Annotated in this window: 16 protein-coding genes; 15 read left to right on the forward strand and 1 reads right to left on the reverse strand. The window is 51.3% G+C overall.

Annotated elements, in window-relative coordinates:
• Position 1 precedes the first annotated feature (1 nt).
• From tgt to secF, 4 genes are read left to right on the forward strand one after another with little or no spacing between them, the layout of a single operon-like run.
• A complete protein-coding gene (gene tgt, locus BGK46_RS15045) occupies positions 2 to 1,123 on the forward strand; it encodes a tRNA guanosine(34) transglycosylase Tgt (protein ID WP_069590626.1) in 1,122 nt (373 codons plus the stop codon).
• Between the two features lie 36 nt (positions 1,124 to 1,159).
• Positions 1,160 to 1,489 carry a preprotein translocase subunit YajC gene (gene yajC / locus BGK46_RS15050; RefSeq protein ID WP_069590628.1) on the forward strand — a complete coding sequence of 110 codons (330 nt, stop codon included), beginning with the start codon at positions 1,160 to 1,162 and terminating at the stop codon, positions 1,487 to 1,489.
• 27 nt (positions 1,490 to 1,516) lie between these two features.
• Entirely contained in the window at positions 1,517 to 3,370 is a 1,854-nt protein-coding gene (secD, locus tag BGK46_RS15055) for a protein translocase subunit SecD (protein ID WP_069590629.1), read from the forward strand.
• An 11-nt stretch (positions 3,371 to 3,381) separates the two neighbouring features.
• Positions 3,382 to 4,329 carry a protein translocase subunit SecF gene (secF, locus tag BGK46_RS15060; protein ID WP_069590631.1) on the forward strand — a complete coding sequence of 316 codons (948 nt, stop codon included), beginning with the start codon at positions 3,382 to 3,384 and terminating at the stop codon, positions 4,327 to 4,329.
• 103 nt (positions 4,330 to 4,432) lie between these two features.
• Here the strand turns inward: secF and suhB are convergent, their stop codons facing one another.
• Positions 4,433 to 5,236 (reverse strand): inositol-1-monophosphatase, encoded by an 804-nt coding sequence (suhB, locus tag BGK46_RS15065; protein ID WP_069590632.1) that lies wholly within the window; start codon positions 5,234 to 5,236, stop codon positions 4,433 to 4,435.
• Positions 5,237 to 5,497: 261 nt separating this feature from the next.
• Here suhB and trmJ point away from each other — a divergent pair, with 261 nt between their 5' ends.
• The 11 genes from trmJ (at position 5,498) to ndk (ending at position 14,012) form a co-directional block, all read left to right on the forward strand.
• Complete coding sequence (trmJ, locus tag BGK46_RS15070; RefSeq protein ID WP_069590635.1) at positions 5,498 to 6,253, forward strand: tRNA (cytosine(32)/uridine(32)-2'-O)-methyltransferase TrmJ; 756 nt, start codon at positions 5,498 to 5,500, stop codon at positions 6,251 to 6,253.
• A gap of 132 nt (positions 6,254 to 6,385) precedes the next feature.
• Entirely contained in the window at positions 6,386 to 6,907 is a 522-nt protein-coding gene (iscR, locus tag BGK46_RS15075; RefSeq protein WP_069590637.1) for a Fe-S cluster assembly transcriptional regulator IscR, read from the forward strand.
• Positions 6,908 to 6,936: 29 nt separating this feature from the next.
• Entirely contained in the window at positions 6,937 to 8,151 is a 1,215-nt protein-coding gene (locus BGK46_RS15080; RefSeq protein ID WP_069590640.1) for an IscS subfamily cysteine desulfurase, read from the forward strand.
• A gap of 54 nt (positions 8,152 to 8,205) precedes the next feature.
• Positions 8,206 to 8,589, forward strand: a complete 384-nt coding sequence (iscU, locus tag BGK46_RS15085) for a Fe-S cluster assembly scaffold IscU (protein WP_069590641.1) — start codon at positions 8,206 to 8,208, stop codon at positions 8,587 to 8,589.
• A gap of 21 nt (positions 8,590 to 8,610) precedes the next feature.
• Complete coding sequence (iscA, locus tag BGK46_RS15090) at positions 8,611 to 8,934, forward strand: iron-sulfur cluster assembly protein IscA (protein WP_069590643.1); 324 nt, start codon at positions 8,611 to 8,613, stop codon at positions 8,932 to 8,934.
• A gap of 13 nt (positions 8,935 to 8,947) precedes the next feature.
• A complete protein-coding gene (gene hscB / locus BGK46_RS15095; RefSeq protein WP_069590645.1) occupies positions 8,948 to 9,460 on the forward strand; it encodes a co-chaperone HscB in 513 nt (170 codons plus the stop codon).
• 47 nt (positions 9,461 to 9,507) lie between these two features.
• On the forward strand, positions 9,508 to 11,358 hold the full coding sequence (gene hscA / locus BGK46_RS15100; RefSeq protein WP_069590647.1) for a Fe-S protein assembly chaperone HscA: 1,851 nt from the start codon (positions 9,508 to 9,510) through the stop codon (positions 11,356 to 11,358).
• 2 nt (positions 11,359 to 11,360) lie between these two features.
• Positions 11,361 to 11,699, forward strand: coding sequence for an ISC system 2Fe-2S type ferredoxin (gene fdx, locus BGK46_RS15105; protein ID WP_069590648.1), 339 nt, complete (start codon positions 11,361 to 11,363; stop codon positions 11,697 to 11,699).
• Positions 11,700 to 11,733: 34 nt separating this feature from the next.
• The gene (iscX, locus tag BGK46_RS15110) at positions 11,734 to 11,928 is read left to right on the forward strand and encodes a Fe-S cluster assembly protein IscX (protein ID WP_175418670.1); all 195 of its coding nucleotides are present in this window, start codon (positions 11,734 to 11,736) and stop codon (positions 11,926 to 11,928) included.
• 205 nt (positions 11,929 to 12,133) lie between these two features.
• Positions 12,134 to 13,429, forward strand: a complete 1,296-nt coding sequence (gene pepB / locus BGK46_RS15115; RefSeq protein WP_069590652.1) for an aminopeptidase PepB — start codon at positions 12,134 to 12,136, stop codon at positions 13,427 to 13,429.
• A gap of 154 nt (positions 13,430 to 13,583) precedes the next feature.
• On the forward strand, positions 13,584 to 14,012 hold the full coding sequence (gene ndk, locus BGK46_RS15120) for a nucleoside-diphosphate kinase (protein WP_069590654.1): 429 nt from the start codon (positions 13,584 to 13,586) through the stop codon (positions 14,010 to 14,012).
• Positions 14,013 to 14,072: the final 60 nt, after the last annotated feature.

Here is a 14,072-nt window from a genome sequence, read left to right on the forward strand (position 1 = left end):
CGTGGAATACGAACTGAAGAAAACCGACGGACGCGCCCGCCGTGGCCGTTTGATCTTTGAGCGCGGGACTGTAGAAACCCCAGCATTTATGCCGGTAGGAACGTACGGGACCGTAAAAGGAATGACCCCAGAAGAAGTTAAAGGAACCGGTGCCGAAATCTTGCTTGGCAACACCTTCCACCTTTGGCTGCGTCCGGGTCAAGAGGTAATGCGACTGCACGGGGATTTGCATGACTTTATGCAGTGGCAAGGACCCATCTTGACTGACTCTGGCGGCTTCCAAGTCTTCAGCTTGGGCGATATCCGTAAAATCACCGAAGAAGGGGTCCATTTCCGTAACCCTGTGAACGGTGATCGCATCTTTATGGATGCGGAAAAATCGATGGAGATCCAATATGACCTTGGCTCAGACATCGTGATGATTTTTGATGAGTGTACCCCTTACCCAGCGACGCACGCCGAAGCGAAAAAGTCGATGGAGATGTCACTACGTTGGGCAAAGCGCAGTCGTAACCACTTTGACAAATTAGGTAACAAAAATGCGCTGTTCGGTATCGTGCAAGGTGGTGTATATGAAGACCTGCGCGATGTATCGGTCAAAGGGCTCACTGAGATTGGCTTTGACGGTTATGCTGTCGGTGGTTTGGCTGTGGGTGAGCCAAAAGAAGACATGCACCGCATTTTGGAGCATACCTGTCCGCAACTACCAGAAGATAAGCCCCGCTATCTGATGGGCGTGGGTAAGCCTGAAGATTTGGTGGAAGGCGTTCGTCGTGGCGTAGACATGTTTGATTGTGTGATGCCAACCCGAAATGCCCGCAACGGCCACCTCTTTATTACCGGCGGTGTGATCAAGATCCGTAATGCGAAACATAAAAGTGATACCTCGCCTCTGGATCCAGAGTGTGACTGTTACACTTGCCGCCATTACAGCCGTGCTTACTTGCACCATTTAGACCGCTGTAACGAAATTCTTGGCGCGCGCCTCAATACCATCCATAACTTACGTTACTATCAACGAGTGATGGAAGGTTTGCGTCACGCGATTGACGAAGGTAGATTAGATGCCTTTGTAGAGGATTTCTACGCGCGTCGTGGCAAGGAAGTGCCGCCGCTCGACTGATTTCGAATTCAACAACTAGAACGAGGACGTGATTGAATGTTTATCTCACAAGCTCACGCAGCCGCTGAAGCCGGACCACAAGGTGGTGGTATGCAGCTATTTATCATGCTTGGCCTTTTTGCGGTGATTTTCTACTTTATGATTTACCGCCCGCAAGCCAAACGTGTTAAAGAGCACAAGAACTTGATGGCTTCTATGAGCAAAGGGGACGAAGTACTGACCGGTGGTGGTTTGGTGGGTAAAATCACCCAAATCGCTGAAGACAATGATTTTATTGTCATCGCCCTGAACGACGACAACGAAGTGACGATTAAAAAAGACTTCGTGACCGCTGTTCTACCTAAGGGTACCATCCAGTCTCTTTAATTCTCGCAACCATAAAGGATGCATGCTGTGCTAAACCGTTATCCTTTGTGGAAGTACATCATGTTGCTGGTAATCTTGGTTACCGGCATCGTGTATGCACTTCCCAATTTATACGGTGAAGATCCAGCAGTACAAATTTCCGGGGCGCGTGGCGCCTCGGTAGATATGACTGCGCTGGACTCCATCAAACAAACCCTCGAATCCAACGATCTCTCCTATCAATCTATCGCGCTCGAAGACGGCACCGTGTTGGCCCGCTTTAAAGATACTGAGACCCAAATCAGTGCTCGAGATCTTCTGATGTCCCGTTTTGATAGCAACGACTACGTGGTGGCTTTAAACCTAGCGCCGGCGACGCCGACTTGGCTAGACGCGCTGGGTGCTACGCCAATGAAGCTTGGTCTTGACTTGCGTGGCGGTGTGCACTTTCTCATGGAAGTGGACATGGACGCGGCACTCGAAAAGCTGATGACGCAGCAGGAAGACAGCTTCCGTACTGATCTGCGCGAAGCGCGTATTCGCTACCGCGGCATTCGAATTGAAGATAATACCCGCGTTGTGGTGCTGTTGCGTAATGCGCAAGACACAGACAAAGCACTTGAGCTGCTGTCGAACAACTATCTGGATATGAACTTCTCGGTAGATGACGATAAAGGCAAACTGACCGCCGTTTATAAAGAAGAGCGCCTGAAAGAAATTCGTAATTACGCAGTGGCCCAAAACATCACCATTTTGCGTAACCGTGTGAATGAGTTAGGTGTGGCCGAGCCATTGGTGCAACGTCAAGGCGCAAGCCGGATTGTGGTTGAGCTTCCGGGTGTACAAGATACGGCGCGTGCGAAAGAAATTCTTGGCGCGACGGCGACCTTGGAATTTCGCGAAGTGGATCAAGACGCCGACTTGTCTGCTGCCATGGCTGGCCGAGTGCCGCCGGGTAGCGAGCTGATGATGACCCGTGATGGTCGTCCAACCGTGTTGAAAAAGCGCGTGATCCTGACCGGGTCTCATATTACCGATGCGAGCTCGTCGCGTGACGAATACAGCCGTCCTCAAGTCAATATCTCGCTAGATAGCGAAGGTGGTGACAAGATGTCGGACTTCAGTAAACGCCATATTGGTGAACTGATGGCAACGGTTTTCGCTGAGTACAAAGACAGCGGAGAGCGCGACGAAAACGGCAAAGTGATCTTGGAAAAGCACGAAGAAGTGATCAACCAAGCGACGATTCAATCGGCGTTGGGGCGTAACTTCCGGATTACTGGCATCGACTCGCCTGCAGAAGCACACAACCTCGCGTTGCTGTTACGTGCAGGTGCCTTGATTGCTCCCATCTCTATTGTTGAAGAGCGCACCATTGGTCCATCTATGGGGCAGCAAAACATCAATATGGGAGTACAAGCCTGTATCTGGGGATTGGTCGCGGTGATGATCTTCACCTTGATTTACTACCGTCGCTTTGGCCTTTTTGCTAACTGTGCGTTATTTGCGAATATCGTGCTGATCATCGGTATCATGTCTTTGATTCCTGGGGCGACCATGACGCTACCCGGCATTGCCGGTATTGTCCTCACCGTGGGGATGGCCGTGGATGCGAACGTACTTATCTTTGAGCGTATCCGCGAGGAGCTGATTGAAGGGCGTAATCCACAACATGCGATTGATCGGGGTTACTCCAATGCCTTCAGTACCATTGCCGATGCCAACATCACCACATTGATCACTGCCATCATCTTGTTTGCAGTGGGTACAGGGGCAATCAAAGGCTTTGCTGTGACGCTGTCGATCGGTATTTTGACCTCAATGTTTACGGCCATTATCGGTACACGTGCGCTAGTTAACCTGGTGTACGGCGGTAAACGCGTCAAGAAACTGTCGATTTAAGGGAGCCAAGCATGTTTCAAATTTTTAAACCAGACATGTCGATCAACTTTATGCGTTGGTCCAAGTTGGCCTTCGTTTTTTCGCTTGTCATGATTGTCGCGTCTGTGGTCACCCTGTCAACCAAATGGTTGAATTGGGGGCTGGACTTTACTGGCGGAACCCTGATTGAAGTCGGCTTCGAACAGCCGGCAGATTTGCCTGCAATTCGTGAAGCCTTATCCGCTAATGGGTTTGACGATGCGGTGGTGCAAAACTTCGGCAGCGCCACGGATGTGATGGTCCGTTTGCGTCCGCGCGATGATATGCAGGGCGAAAATCTGGGTAACGAAGTGCTCCGTGCGATCAAAGAAGGCACGGGTGAAGCAGTTGAAATGCGCCGGATTGAGTTTGTGGGTCCAAACGTCGGGGACGAACTGACCGAAGCGGGTGGTCTGGCGATCATCATTGCCTTGGTTTGTATTTTGATCTACGTCTCATTCCGCTTTGAGTGGCGTCTAGCAGCCGGTGCGGTTATGGCGTTGGCGCATGATGTGATCATCACCTTAGGGATCTTCTCACTGTTCCAAGTGGAAGTGGACTTGACCATTGTTGCCGCGTTGCTAACGGTGGTGGGTTACTCGTTGAACGATACCATCGTGGTATTTGACCGGATTCGTGAAAACTTCCGTAAGCTGCGTAAAGGTGAGTCGGATGAGATCATCAATGCCTCTATCTCACAAACCTTAAGCCGGACCACGATTACATCCGGGACTACTTTGTTTGTGGTCATCGCCCTATTCACCTTGGGCGGTTCAATGATCCACGGGTTTGCCATGGCATTGCTGATTGGTATCACGGTAGGTACGTATTCTTCGATTTACGTTGCGTCAGCGTTGGCGCTGAAATTGGGGATTACTCGCGAGCACTTGCTGGTACCCGAGGTGGAAAAAGAAGGTCAAGAGTTCGACTCTATGCCTTAATGCTGTCGGCTACCGACTCGGTGGCCGCGGCTTTACCATTCAGTTTGGAGAATAAAAAAAAGCGGCGCTCGATGAGCACCGCTTTTTTCGTCTGTCGTGTCGATTATTTCTTCATCGACTCAGGCGCATTCTCACGCACTTTTGCCAGCATACCTTTCACGATACGTGGGTTACCACTGACAATGTTGCCTGAGTGCATGTAATCGGTGCCGCCACTAAAGTCGGTACAAATTGCACCCGCTTCACGAGCAATCAGCTCACCGGCCGCAAGGTCCCACGGCTTAAGGCCTAGCTCAAAGAAACCGTCCACACGGCCAGCGGCCACGTAGCACAGATCCAAGGCTGCTGAACCGGTACGACGGAAGTCTGCACAATCAACAAACAAAGCACTGATCACGGCCATAAAGCCTTCAGCATGTTGCTTCGCTTTGAAGGGGAAACCCGTCGCGAGGATGGTGCCGTTCAGATCTTTTGCGCTGCCGGTACGGATACGTTTGTTGTTAAGTTGCGCGCCAGCACCGCGTTGTGCGGTGAATAGCTCGTTGCGCATTGGGTCATACACGCAGCCGATTTCGGTGCGGCCTTTAATGCGCACAGCGATAGAAACGCTGAAGTGAGGTAAGCCATTAACGAAGTTAGTGGTGCCATCCAGTGGGTCGATGATCCATTGATAGTCGCTATCTTTACCTTCCGCAACGCCAGATTCTTCACCAACGATGGTGTGGTCAGGGTAGGACTTCTTGATAATGTCGATGATGATTTGCTCAGCACCTTTGTCCACATTGGTGACAAAGTCATTGGTGCCTTTTTGCGCGGTTTCGATGTTGTCTCTGTGTTCTGCAGATTTAGCGATAAAGTCGCCAGCCTTCCGTGCAGCACGGACGGCGATGTTTAGCATCGGATGCATACGATTTTCCCAACGGATGTTAAAGAACGAAAGCGGGCGCGAGTATAACAGAGCTGGATGAAAAGGAAAGTGGTTATTTTTTCATCGCCACGGATCAGGCAATTAGCGCGGTAACATGTTTTTCGTCAATAGTCGCTCTGGTCCTAGCTGAGAAGTATTATCGATTGCACTGTGATAAACTGCGCAGATCTTTCAGACCTCTGCTTGCGGGTAGTCAAAGCCAATAATTACCCCAGTAGTGCAAGAGACGACGATAACACCATGCTAGATCAAATTCGCGTAGTGCTAGTGGGCACTTCCCACTCCGGCAATATCGGCTCGGCGGCACGAGCCATGAAAGTAATGGGCTTAAGCCGTATGACCCTAGTGGCACCTCAATGTGACGTTGATGGACAAGCCATTGCACTGGCTGCCGGTGCCAGTGATATCGCCAATAACGCGCGAGTGGTGGACACGCTTGAAAAAGCCGTGGCCGATTGTGGCTTGGTGATTGGGACCAGTGCACGCAGCCGAACGCTAGAATGGCCGATGCTAGATGCCCGCGAGTGTGGGAAAAAGGCCTTGTCTGAAGCACCGTCTCATCCGGTTGCGATTGTGTTCGGCCGTGAGCGCACAGGACTCACAAATGAGGAGTTGCAAACCTGTCATTATCATGTAGCCATTCCTGCCAACCCAGATTATAGCTCGTTGAATTTGGCCATGGCGGTACAAACACTCTGCTATGAGCTGCGTATGGCATGGTTAGAAAGCCAAGCGTATCAAGGCGAGAGTCAGGTTCAAGACTATCCGCTTAATGAAGAGCTGAGCCGTTTTTACCAACACCTTGAAAAGGTGTTAACCCAAACCGGTTTTATTCGTAAACAGCATCCTGGCATGGTGATGACCAAATTGCGTCGTCTGTTTAATCGCGCAAGGCTGGAGAGCCAAGAGCTTAATATTCTGCGCGGCGTCTTGTCGTCGGTTGAAAAAGGGACCCGGCCAACAGACGCATCACCATCCAATAAAGAGAATTCATAACGGCATTGATCGATTTCATTGGCACGACGTAATAGGGCAAATAAAACCTGACTAAATTACTCAGGTAAATACTTGACCAAAACACTCAAGTATGTAACCATTTGACCATCTATTCACCACAGGTAGCGTGTTATGAGACTGACTTCGAAAGGCCGTTATGCGGTAACCGCGATGCTCGATGTCGCCCTTCATTCTGAGCAGGGCCCGGTGCCACTGGCGGACATTTCTGAGCGTCAAGGCATTTCATTGTCTTACCTTGAGCAACTTTTCTCTCGCCTGCGCAAGGCGGGGCTAGTGAGCAGTGTTCGTGGCCCAGGCGGTGGTTATCGTCTTGGTGTAGAAGCCACTGATATCGCGGTAGGTGCCGTGATCGCGGCGGTTGACGAATCCGTAGACGCCACTAAGTGCCAAGGTAAAGCTGATTGTCAAGGCGGTACTCGCTGTTTGACGCATACCTTGTGGCGCGATTTAAGTGCCCGTATAAGCGGTTTTCTAAATGACATCACGCTCGGTGAGCTGATGCAAGATAACGAAGTGAAGCAAGTAGCAGATCGTCAGGACGCTAAACTGGATGCCACCTTGGCGCCCAGACATTCTTTTAGCTCACAAGTAAAGCAAGACAGTGCCACCATTGGTGTCAATGTTCGCTCCTGATGACCATGTCGGTGTAATTGGAGAAAAACATGAAATTGCCCATTTATTTTGATTACTCAGCCACGTGTCCGGTTGACCCGCGTGTGGCTGAAAAAATGAGTCAGTACCTGACTATGGACGGGTTCTTTGGTAACCCGGCCTCTCGCTCGCACCGTTTTGGCTGGCAGGCAGAAGAAGCGGTGGATACCGCTCGTGAGCACATCGCGAACTACTGTAATGCTGATCCTCGTGAAATCGTCTTTACCTCTGGTGCGACCGAGTCTGACAACTTGGCAATTAAAGGCATCGCTCACTTCTACGCGAAGAAAGGCAAGCACGTCATTACTTGTAAAACCGAGCATAAAGCGGTGTTGGACCCATGCCGTCAACTCGAGCGTGAAGGTTTTGAAGTTACCTACCTTGAGCCAGAAGAAAATGGCTTGGTAGACATGAAAAAGCTCGAAGCAGCGATGCGTGACGACACAATCTTGGTGTCTATCATGCACGTGAACAACGAGATCGGTGTGATTCAAGATATCGCGGCCATTGGCGAACTGTGCCGTGAGCGCAAGATCATGTTCCATGTCGATGCGGCGCAATCTGTCGGCAAACTGCCTATCGATGTGCAAGAAATGAAAGTGGACCTGATTTCATTCAGCGCCCACAAAGCCTACGGACCTAAGGGTATCGGGGCGCTGTATGTTCGCCGTAAACCTCGCGTGCGTATCGAAGCGCAAATGCACGGTGGTGGCCACGAACGCGGTATGCGTTCAGGTACACTCCCTACCCACCAAATCGTGGGCATGGGTGAAGCGTTCCGTATTGCCAAAGAAGAGCGTGAAAAAGATTACCAACACGCACTGGCATTGCGTAACCGCTTCTACGAAGGCGTTAAAGATCTGGAAGAAGTCTACGTCAACGGTGATATGGAACAGCGTGTTCCACACAACCTAAACGTAAGCTTTGCGTTTGTTGAAGGCGAATCTTTGCTGATGGCATTGAAAGACCTTGCCGTTTCTTCAGGCTCAGCCTGTACGTCAGCAAGCCTTGAGCCTTCTTACGTATTGCGTGCACTGGGACGTGACGATGAGCTTGCACACAGCTCACTGCGTTTCTCATTTGGCCGCTTCACCACTGAGGAAGAAGTGGACTACGCGGTTGAAAAAGTCCGCGAAGCGGTTAACAAACTGCGTGAAATGTCTCCATTGTGGGATATGTACAAAGACGGTATCGACCTAAGTACCGTTGAATGGGCGCACCACTAATTCAAAAAACGCGCCAGCTGGCAACAGTGAGCAATCATATTTGAGGAAACGATTATGGCTTACAGCGATAAAGTAATTGACCACTACGAAAACCCACGTAACGTCGGTGCGTTTGAAAAAGATGATCCGTCTGTCGGTAGCGGCATGGTGGGTGCGCCGGCTTGTGGTGACGTTATGAAGCTACAAATCAAGGTGAACGACCAAGGCATCATCGAAGACGCCAAATTTAAAACCTACGGCTGTGGGTCAGCGATTGCATCAAGCTCGCTGGTGACTGAGTGGGTAAAAGGCCGCTCAATTGATGATGCCGCCGCGATCAAAAACTCAGAGATCGCCGAAGAGCTAGAACTTCCGCCGGTAAAAGTGCACTGCTCTATCTTGGCAGAAGACGCTATCAAAGCGGCAGTGAGTGATTACAAGAAAAAACACCAGCAGTAAAACCAAGGGGTTGTTGTAACTATGGCGATTACCATGACACAAGCGGCATCTGATCGCGTCAGAGCTTTTTTGGATAACCGAGGCAAAGGCATCGGCCTGCGACTGGGTGTCAGAACGTCAGGTTGCTCAGGCATGGCTTATGTCCTTGAGTTTGCTGATGAGCTGCAAGAAGGCGATCAGGTGTTCGAACGTGACGGTGTAAAGGTGATTGTCGACAGCAAAAGCCTGCTTTATCTCGAAGGGACAGAGCTGGACTTTGTGAAAGAAGGCCTGAATGAGGGCTTTCAGTTCAACAACCCTAACGTGAGCAGCGAGTGTGGTTGTGGCGAAAGCTTTAACGTGTAATTCGTGAGAGCACATGAATCATTTTGAACTCTTCGAGCTACCGTACCAGTTTGAGCTGGACGGTAGCTCGCTTTCTTCCACATTCCGGGAACTGCAACGTCAGTACCACCCCGACAATGTGGCTAGCCAAGACGATAAGACTCGTCTTCAGGCGGTACAGAAAGCATCCCAAATAAACGATGCGTTCCAGACCTTAAAAGATCCGGTGAGTCGCGCAGAATACATGCTGCTCCTGCAAGGCATTGACTTGAAAGACGAGCAACAGACCATGCAGGATCCGGAGTTTTTAATGCAGCAAATGATGCTGCGCGAAGAACTTGAGTCAATCACCGACAGTCATGACGACGCGGCATTGTTTGATTTTGGTGAGAAAGCCCAAGCGCTTTACGACAGCTTGATTGCGGATGTTAAAACCGCGCTAGCACAATCGCAGTGGCAAGATGCTGCGGTGATCGTTCGTAAGCTCAAGTTTGCGGTCAAACTTCGTCAAGAAGTGGAACGCGTTGAAGATCAGCTCATGGGCTGATGTTGCACTTATTCGCCTGTCAACGCAGTAAAGTTTAAGGATTCGACATGGCACTGTTACAGATTTCAGAACCCGGTCAAAGTGCTGCGCCGCACGAGCACAAACACGCGGTGGGCATTGATTTAGGGACCACCAACACCTTGGTAGCGTCGGTGCGAAGTGGCAAGGCGACCACCTTGAACGACCATCAAGACCGACCTTTGATCCCCTCCGTCGTCCACTACGGTGAAGAGACTGTTTCTGTCGGTTACGATGCGCTAGACAAAGTGCAGACAGACAGCGCGAACACCTTGGTGTCCGTGAAACGTATGATGGGACGCTCATTGGAAGATGTCCAAGCCCGCTACCCTAATTTGCCTTATCAGTTTTCTAAAACCGAAAACGGTCTTCCACAAGTCGAGACACGTCGAGGGGCGATTAACCCAGTTCAAGGTTCGGCCGATATTTTACGTGCCGTTCGTGAGCGCGCAGAGGACAGCCTAGGCGACGCCTTAGAAGGCGTGGTCATTACGGTGCCTGCTTACTTTGACGATGCGCAGCGTGCAGGGACCAAAGATGCGGCCAAACTTGCAGGCCTTAATGTCTTGCGCCTGCTTAATGAGCCAACTGCGGCGGCGATTGCCTACGGCCTCGACTCTGGTCAAGAAGGCGTGATTGCCGTGTACGACCTTGGCGGCGGTACCTTTGATATTTCTATTTTGCGCCTTTCGAAAGGGGTGTTTGAGGTCATGGCCACGGGCGGTGACTCGGCACTGGGTGGCGACGATTTTGACCACTTGGTTGAACAGTGGATCTGCGAGCAAGCCGGATTTGAAACCCTGAGTGGTGATGAGCGTCGTACGGTGCTTCACGCGGCGACACAAGCCAAAATTGCGCTATCGTCGGCGGATACCACGGCCATTGATGTGCTTGGTTGGCAGGGCGTGCTGACGCGAGAAACCTTCGATCAGCTGGTGGCGCCACTGATCAAGAAAACCTTGATGTCGTGCCGTCGTGCACTGAAAGATGCCAGTGTCAGTGCTGATGAAGTGCTGGAAGTGGTTATGGTGGGCGGTTCAACCCGTGTGCCTGCGGTTCGTGAGCAGGTTGGCCAATTCTTCGGTCGTGAGCCCCTCACCAGCATTGACCCAGATAAAGTGGTTGCCATGGGCGCGGCCACTCAAGCGGATATTCTAGTCGGCAACAAGCCAGACTCTGACATGTTGTTGTTGGACGTGATCCCCTTGTCACTCGGTATTGAGACCATGGGTGGCTTGGTGGAAAAAATCATTCCACGTAATACCACGATTCCTGTCGCCAAAGCGCAAGAGTTTACGACCTTCAAAGACGGCCAAACCGGCATGAAAGTGCATGTGGTACAAGGCGAGCGTGAGATGGTCGACGACTGTCGCTCACTGGCCCAGTTTAGCCTGAAAGGCATTCCACCCATGACGGCTGGCGCCGCACATGTGCGCGTTACCTATCAAGTGGATGCTGACGGCTTGCTGTCTGTCACCGCGATGGAAAAATCGACCGAGGTTGAAGCGTCCATCCAAGTGAAGCCGTCTTACGGGCTCAGCGATGACGAGATCGCTACGATGATCAAATCATCGTTTACCCATGCGGCAGAAGACAAAGACGCGCGCTACTTAGCGGAGCAGCGTGTTGAAGCTGACCGCGTGATTGAAGGGCTGCTTGTTGCGATGCAACAAGATGGCGATACCTTGCTTGATGCCGATGAGCAACAAGCACTGGTGAATGAAATAGAAAAACTGATCGCTCTGCGCAACGGTGATGATGGCGCTGCGATAGAAGCCGGAATCAAAGCGCTGGATAAAGCAAGCCAGACCTTTGCGGCACGTCGCATGGACCAATCGATTCGTCATGCGTTGGCCGGCCAATCCATTGATGAGGTGTAATCATGCCTAAGATTATTGTTCTGCCACACCAAGATTTGTGTCCAGAAGGCGCAGAATTAGAGGCCAAAGAAGGTGAAACGGTTCTCGACGTGGCGCTAAAAAACGGTATTGGGATCGAACATGCCTGTGAAAAGTCCTGTGCCTGTACCACATGTCACATCATTGTTCGTGAGGGCTTCGACTCTCTCGACGAAAGTGACGAGCTAGAAGACGATATGCTGGATAAAGCGTGGGGGCTGGAGCCTGAATCGCGTCTCGGCTGTCAGGCAAAAATCACGGATGAAGATCTCGTGGTCGAGATCCCACGTTATACCCTCAACCATGCGGCAGAAAACCATTAATCCAAGCCGCTAAGGACGGAGAAGCAAGATGAGCTTGAAATGGACAGACTCACGCGATATCGCGATTGAACTGAGTGATACCTACCCAGATGTAGACCCTAAAGCGGTACGTTTTACGGATTTGCACCGTTGGATCACTGAGTTAGAGGATTTTGATGACGATCCGGAACGTTCCAATGAGCGTATCCTAGAAGCGATCATCATGTGTTGGATGGATGAGCTAGACTGAGGGTTAACTCTCGTGAGTGGCTGATAATACTTGTATTTTAGCCACTGCCTCGGCACAGTATCTGTGGCCAAATACCTAACACATTATTAAAAGCGGGCCAATCGGCTCGCTTTTTTACATTCAACTGGCTGTCATCGACCTCGATTAAGATAGCCGGATGACGCTGCGCAGCAAAAAGCAGCGCGATAGTACAAGGAGTGCAACTATGTCTGAAACATTAATGGTTACTTTGTCGCATGAACCGGCAGCCGCGCATTGGGGCGAGAACGCCTTGGTCTCATTTGAGGCGGATAAAGCGGTTGTACACGCGCCAAAAGGCGAGACGCAACGCGATAGAGTACAGCAAGCCGCTCGCAAGCTTGAAGGGCAAGGCGTACCCGCATTAACGCTTGGTGGTGACCAGTGGGACTTGGAACTGGCGTGGGCGTTCTATCAAGGTTTGCGCGCCCCGAAAAATACCGTCGCATTTGAACAGGCGGTGCTCAGTGGCGCCGATGCCGATGAGTTCGCCCTGCGCCAGCAAGTGGGCGATTGGGTGCGCGACATTATCAACCAAACTGCCGAAGAAGTGGGCCCTCATCAACTGGCTGCCCGCGCGGGGGAGTTTGTCAAATCCATGGCCCCGGAGGCGGTCAGTTATAAAATTATTTCTGGCACCGATTTGCTTGAGCAAGGCTGGAACGGCATTTACACCGTTGGACGTGGTTCGGCGCGTAAACCGACCATGCTGCAGCTTGACTTCAACCCAACTGGTGATGAATCTGCCCCTGTCTATGCGTGTTTAGTGGGGAAAGGGATCACCTTCGACTCGGGCGGTTACAGCATTAAGCCGTCTGACTTTATGGCGTCGATGAAAGCCGATATGGGGGGGGCTGCCACCGCGACCGGCGCATTAGCGATGGCGATTGCTAAAGGGCTGAATAAGCGCGTCAAACTGATCCTATGCTGCGCAGAAAACATGATCTCAAGCAGCGCCTATAAGCTTGGGGATATCATTACCTACAAAAACGGTGTGACGGTCGAAGTGCTCAACACTGATGCGGAAGGCCGATTAGTCTTAGCCGATGGTCTGATGTACGCCAGTGAACACAAGCCTGAACTCTTGATTGATTGTGCGACCCTAACCGGTGCAGCGAAAGCCGCGCTGGGTAATGACTATCACGCTTTATTCAGTTTTGACGACTCACTGGCGCATCGCACTCTTGAGGCGGCGCAGCAAGAAGGTGAAGGCATGTGGCCGCTGCCACTGGCAGAATTCCACCGGAAACTCTTGCCTTCATCGTTCGCGGACATTGCCAATGCGTCTTCTGGTGCATACATGCCAGGCGCGAGCACCGCAGCTGCGTTCTTGTCCTACTTCGTGGATGATTATCAAAAAGGTTGGATGCACGTTGATTGCTCCGGCACCTACCGAAAAGCTGCGAATGACAAATGGGCGGTGGGCGCGACCGGTATGGGTGTGAAAACCCTCGCTCGTGTGTTGTTGGATGAGGCGAAATAATCGCTCATTGACTGAAAACAGGCGAAGCATGTCACTGATTTTTTGTGCCAGTTAACGCTTCGCCTGATTAGGCTTAGGGCGCACGGATAAAGTCTGCTAGGGTAGGCCCGTATCGTCCCTTGAGGCCCATTATAGAGAGTGAAAGGAAAAGCGAATGACCATTGAACGCACTTTTTCTATCGTCAAGCCTGATGCCGTAGAGCGTAACCTCATTGGTGCTATCTATCAGCGTATCGAAAGTGCTGGTTTGCGTATTGTCGCAGCGAAAATGCTGCATCTGACCAAGGAGCAAGCAGAAGGGTTTTATGCCGAACACCAAGGCAAACCGTTCTTTGCGTCACTGGTCGAGTTTATGACCTCGGGTCCCATTATGGTCCAAGTGCTAGAAGGTGAGAGCGCGATTAGCCGTTATCGCGAGCTGATGGGGAAAACCAACCCAGAAGAAGCGGCCTGTGGCACCTTACGCGCCGATTTTGCAGAAAGCATGCAATACAACTCAGTGCATGGCTCGGATAGCCCCGCGTCTGCTGAGCGTGAAATTGCTTACTTCTTCACAGCCGATGAGATCCATCCTCGTTGCTAATCCCGCTTTTAGCGCACGGGTGTTTTAAAAAGAGGCGTTGGCCTCTTTTTTTACGTCTTA

The sequence above is a fragment of the Salinivibrio sp. SS2 genome (genome assembly GCF_001722075.1).
Classification (GTDB): Bacteria; Pseudomonadota; Gammaproteobacteria; order Enterobacterales; family Vibrionaceae; genus Salinivibrio; species Salinivibrio proteolyticus.

Bases quoted from the DNA above. Each gene is read 5' to 3' on its own strand.
- BGK46_RS15080 (WP_069590640.1), top strand. From the start codon at position 6,937: ATGAAATTGCCCATTTATTTTGATTACTCAGCCACGTGTCCGGTTGAC.
- iscR (WP_069590637.1), top strand. From the start codon at position 6,386: ATGAGACTGACTTCGAAAGGCCGTTATGCGGTAACCGCGATGCTCGAT.
- hscA (WP_069590647.1), top strand. From the start codon at position 9,508: ATGGCACTGTTACAGATTTCAGAACCCGGTCAAAGTGCTGCGCCGCAC.
- iscU (WP_069590641.1), top strand. From the start codon at position 8,206: ATGGCTTACAGCGATAAAGTAATTGACCACTACGAAAACCCACGTAAC.
- suhB (WP_069590632.1), bottom strand. From the start codon at position 5,236: ATGCATCCGATGCTAAACATCGCCGTCCGTGCTGCACGGAAGGCTGGC.
- ndk (WP_069590654.1), top strand. From the start codon at position 13,584: ATGACCATTGAACGCACTTTTTCTATCGTCAAGCCTGATGCCGTAGAG.
- yajC (WP_069590628.1), top strand. From the start codon at position 1,160: ATGTTTATCTCACAAGCTCACGCAGCCGCTGAAGCCGGACCACAAGGT.
- iscA (WP_069590643.1), top strand. From the start codon at position 8,611: ATGGCGATTACCATGACACAAGCGGCATCTGATCGCGTCAGAGCTTTT.
- trmJ (WP_069590635.1), top strand. From the start codon at position 5,498: ATGCTAGATCAAATTCGCGTAGTGCTAGTGGGCACTTCCCACTCCGGC.
- pepB (WP_069590652.1), top strand. From the start codon at position 12,134: ATGTCTGAAACATTAATGGTTACTTTGTCGCATGAACCGGCAGCCGCG.
- fdx (WP_069590648.1), top strand. From the start codon at position 11,361: ATGCCTAAGATTATTGTTCTGCCACACCAAGATTTGTGTCCAGAAGGC.
- hscB (WP_069590645.1), top strand. From the start codon at position 8,948: ATGAATCATTTTGAACTCTTCGAGCTACCGTACCAGTTTGAGCTGGAC.
- secF (WP_069590631.1), top strand. From the start codon at position 3,382: ATGTTTCAAATTTTTAAACCAGACATGTCGATCAACTTTATGCGTTGG.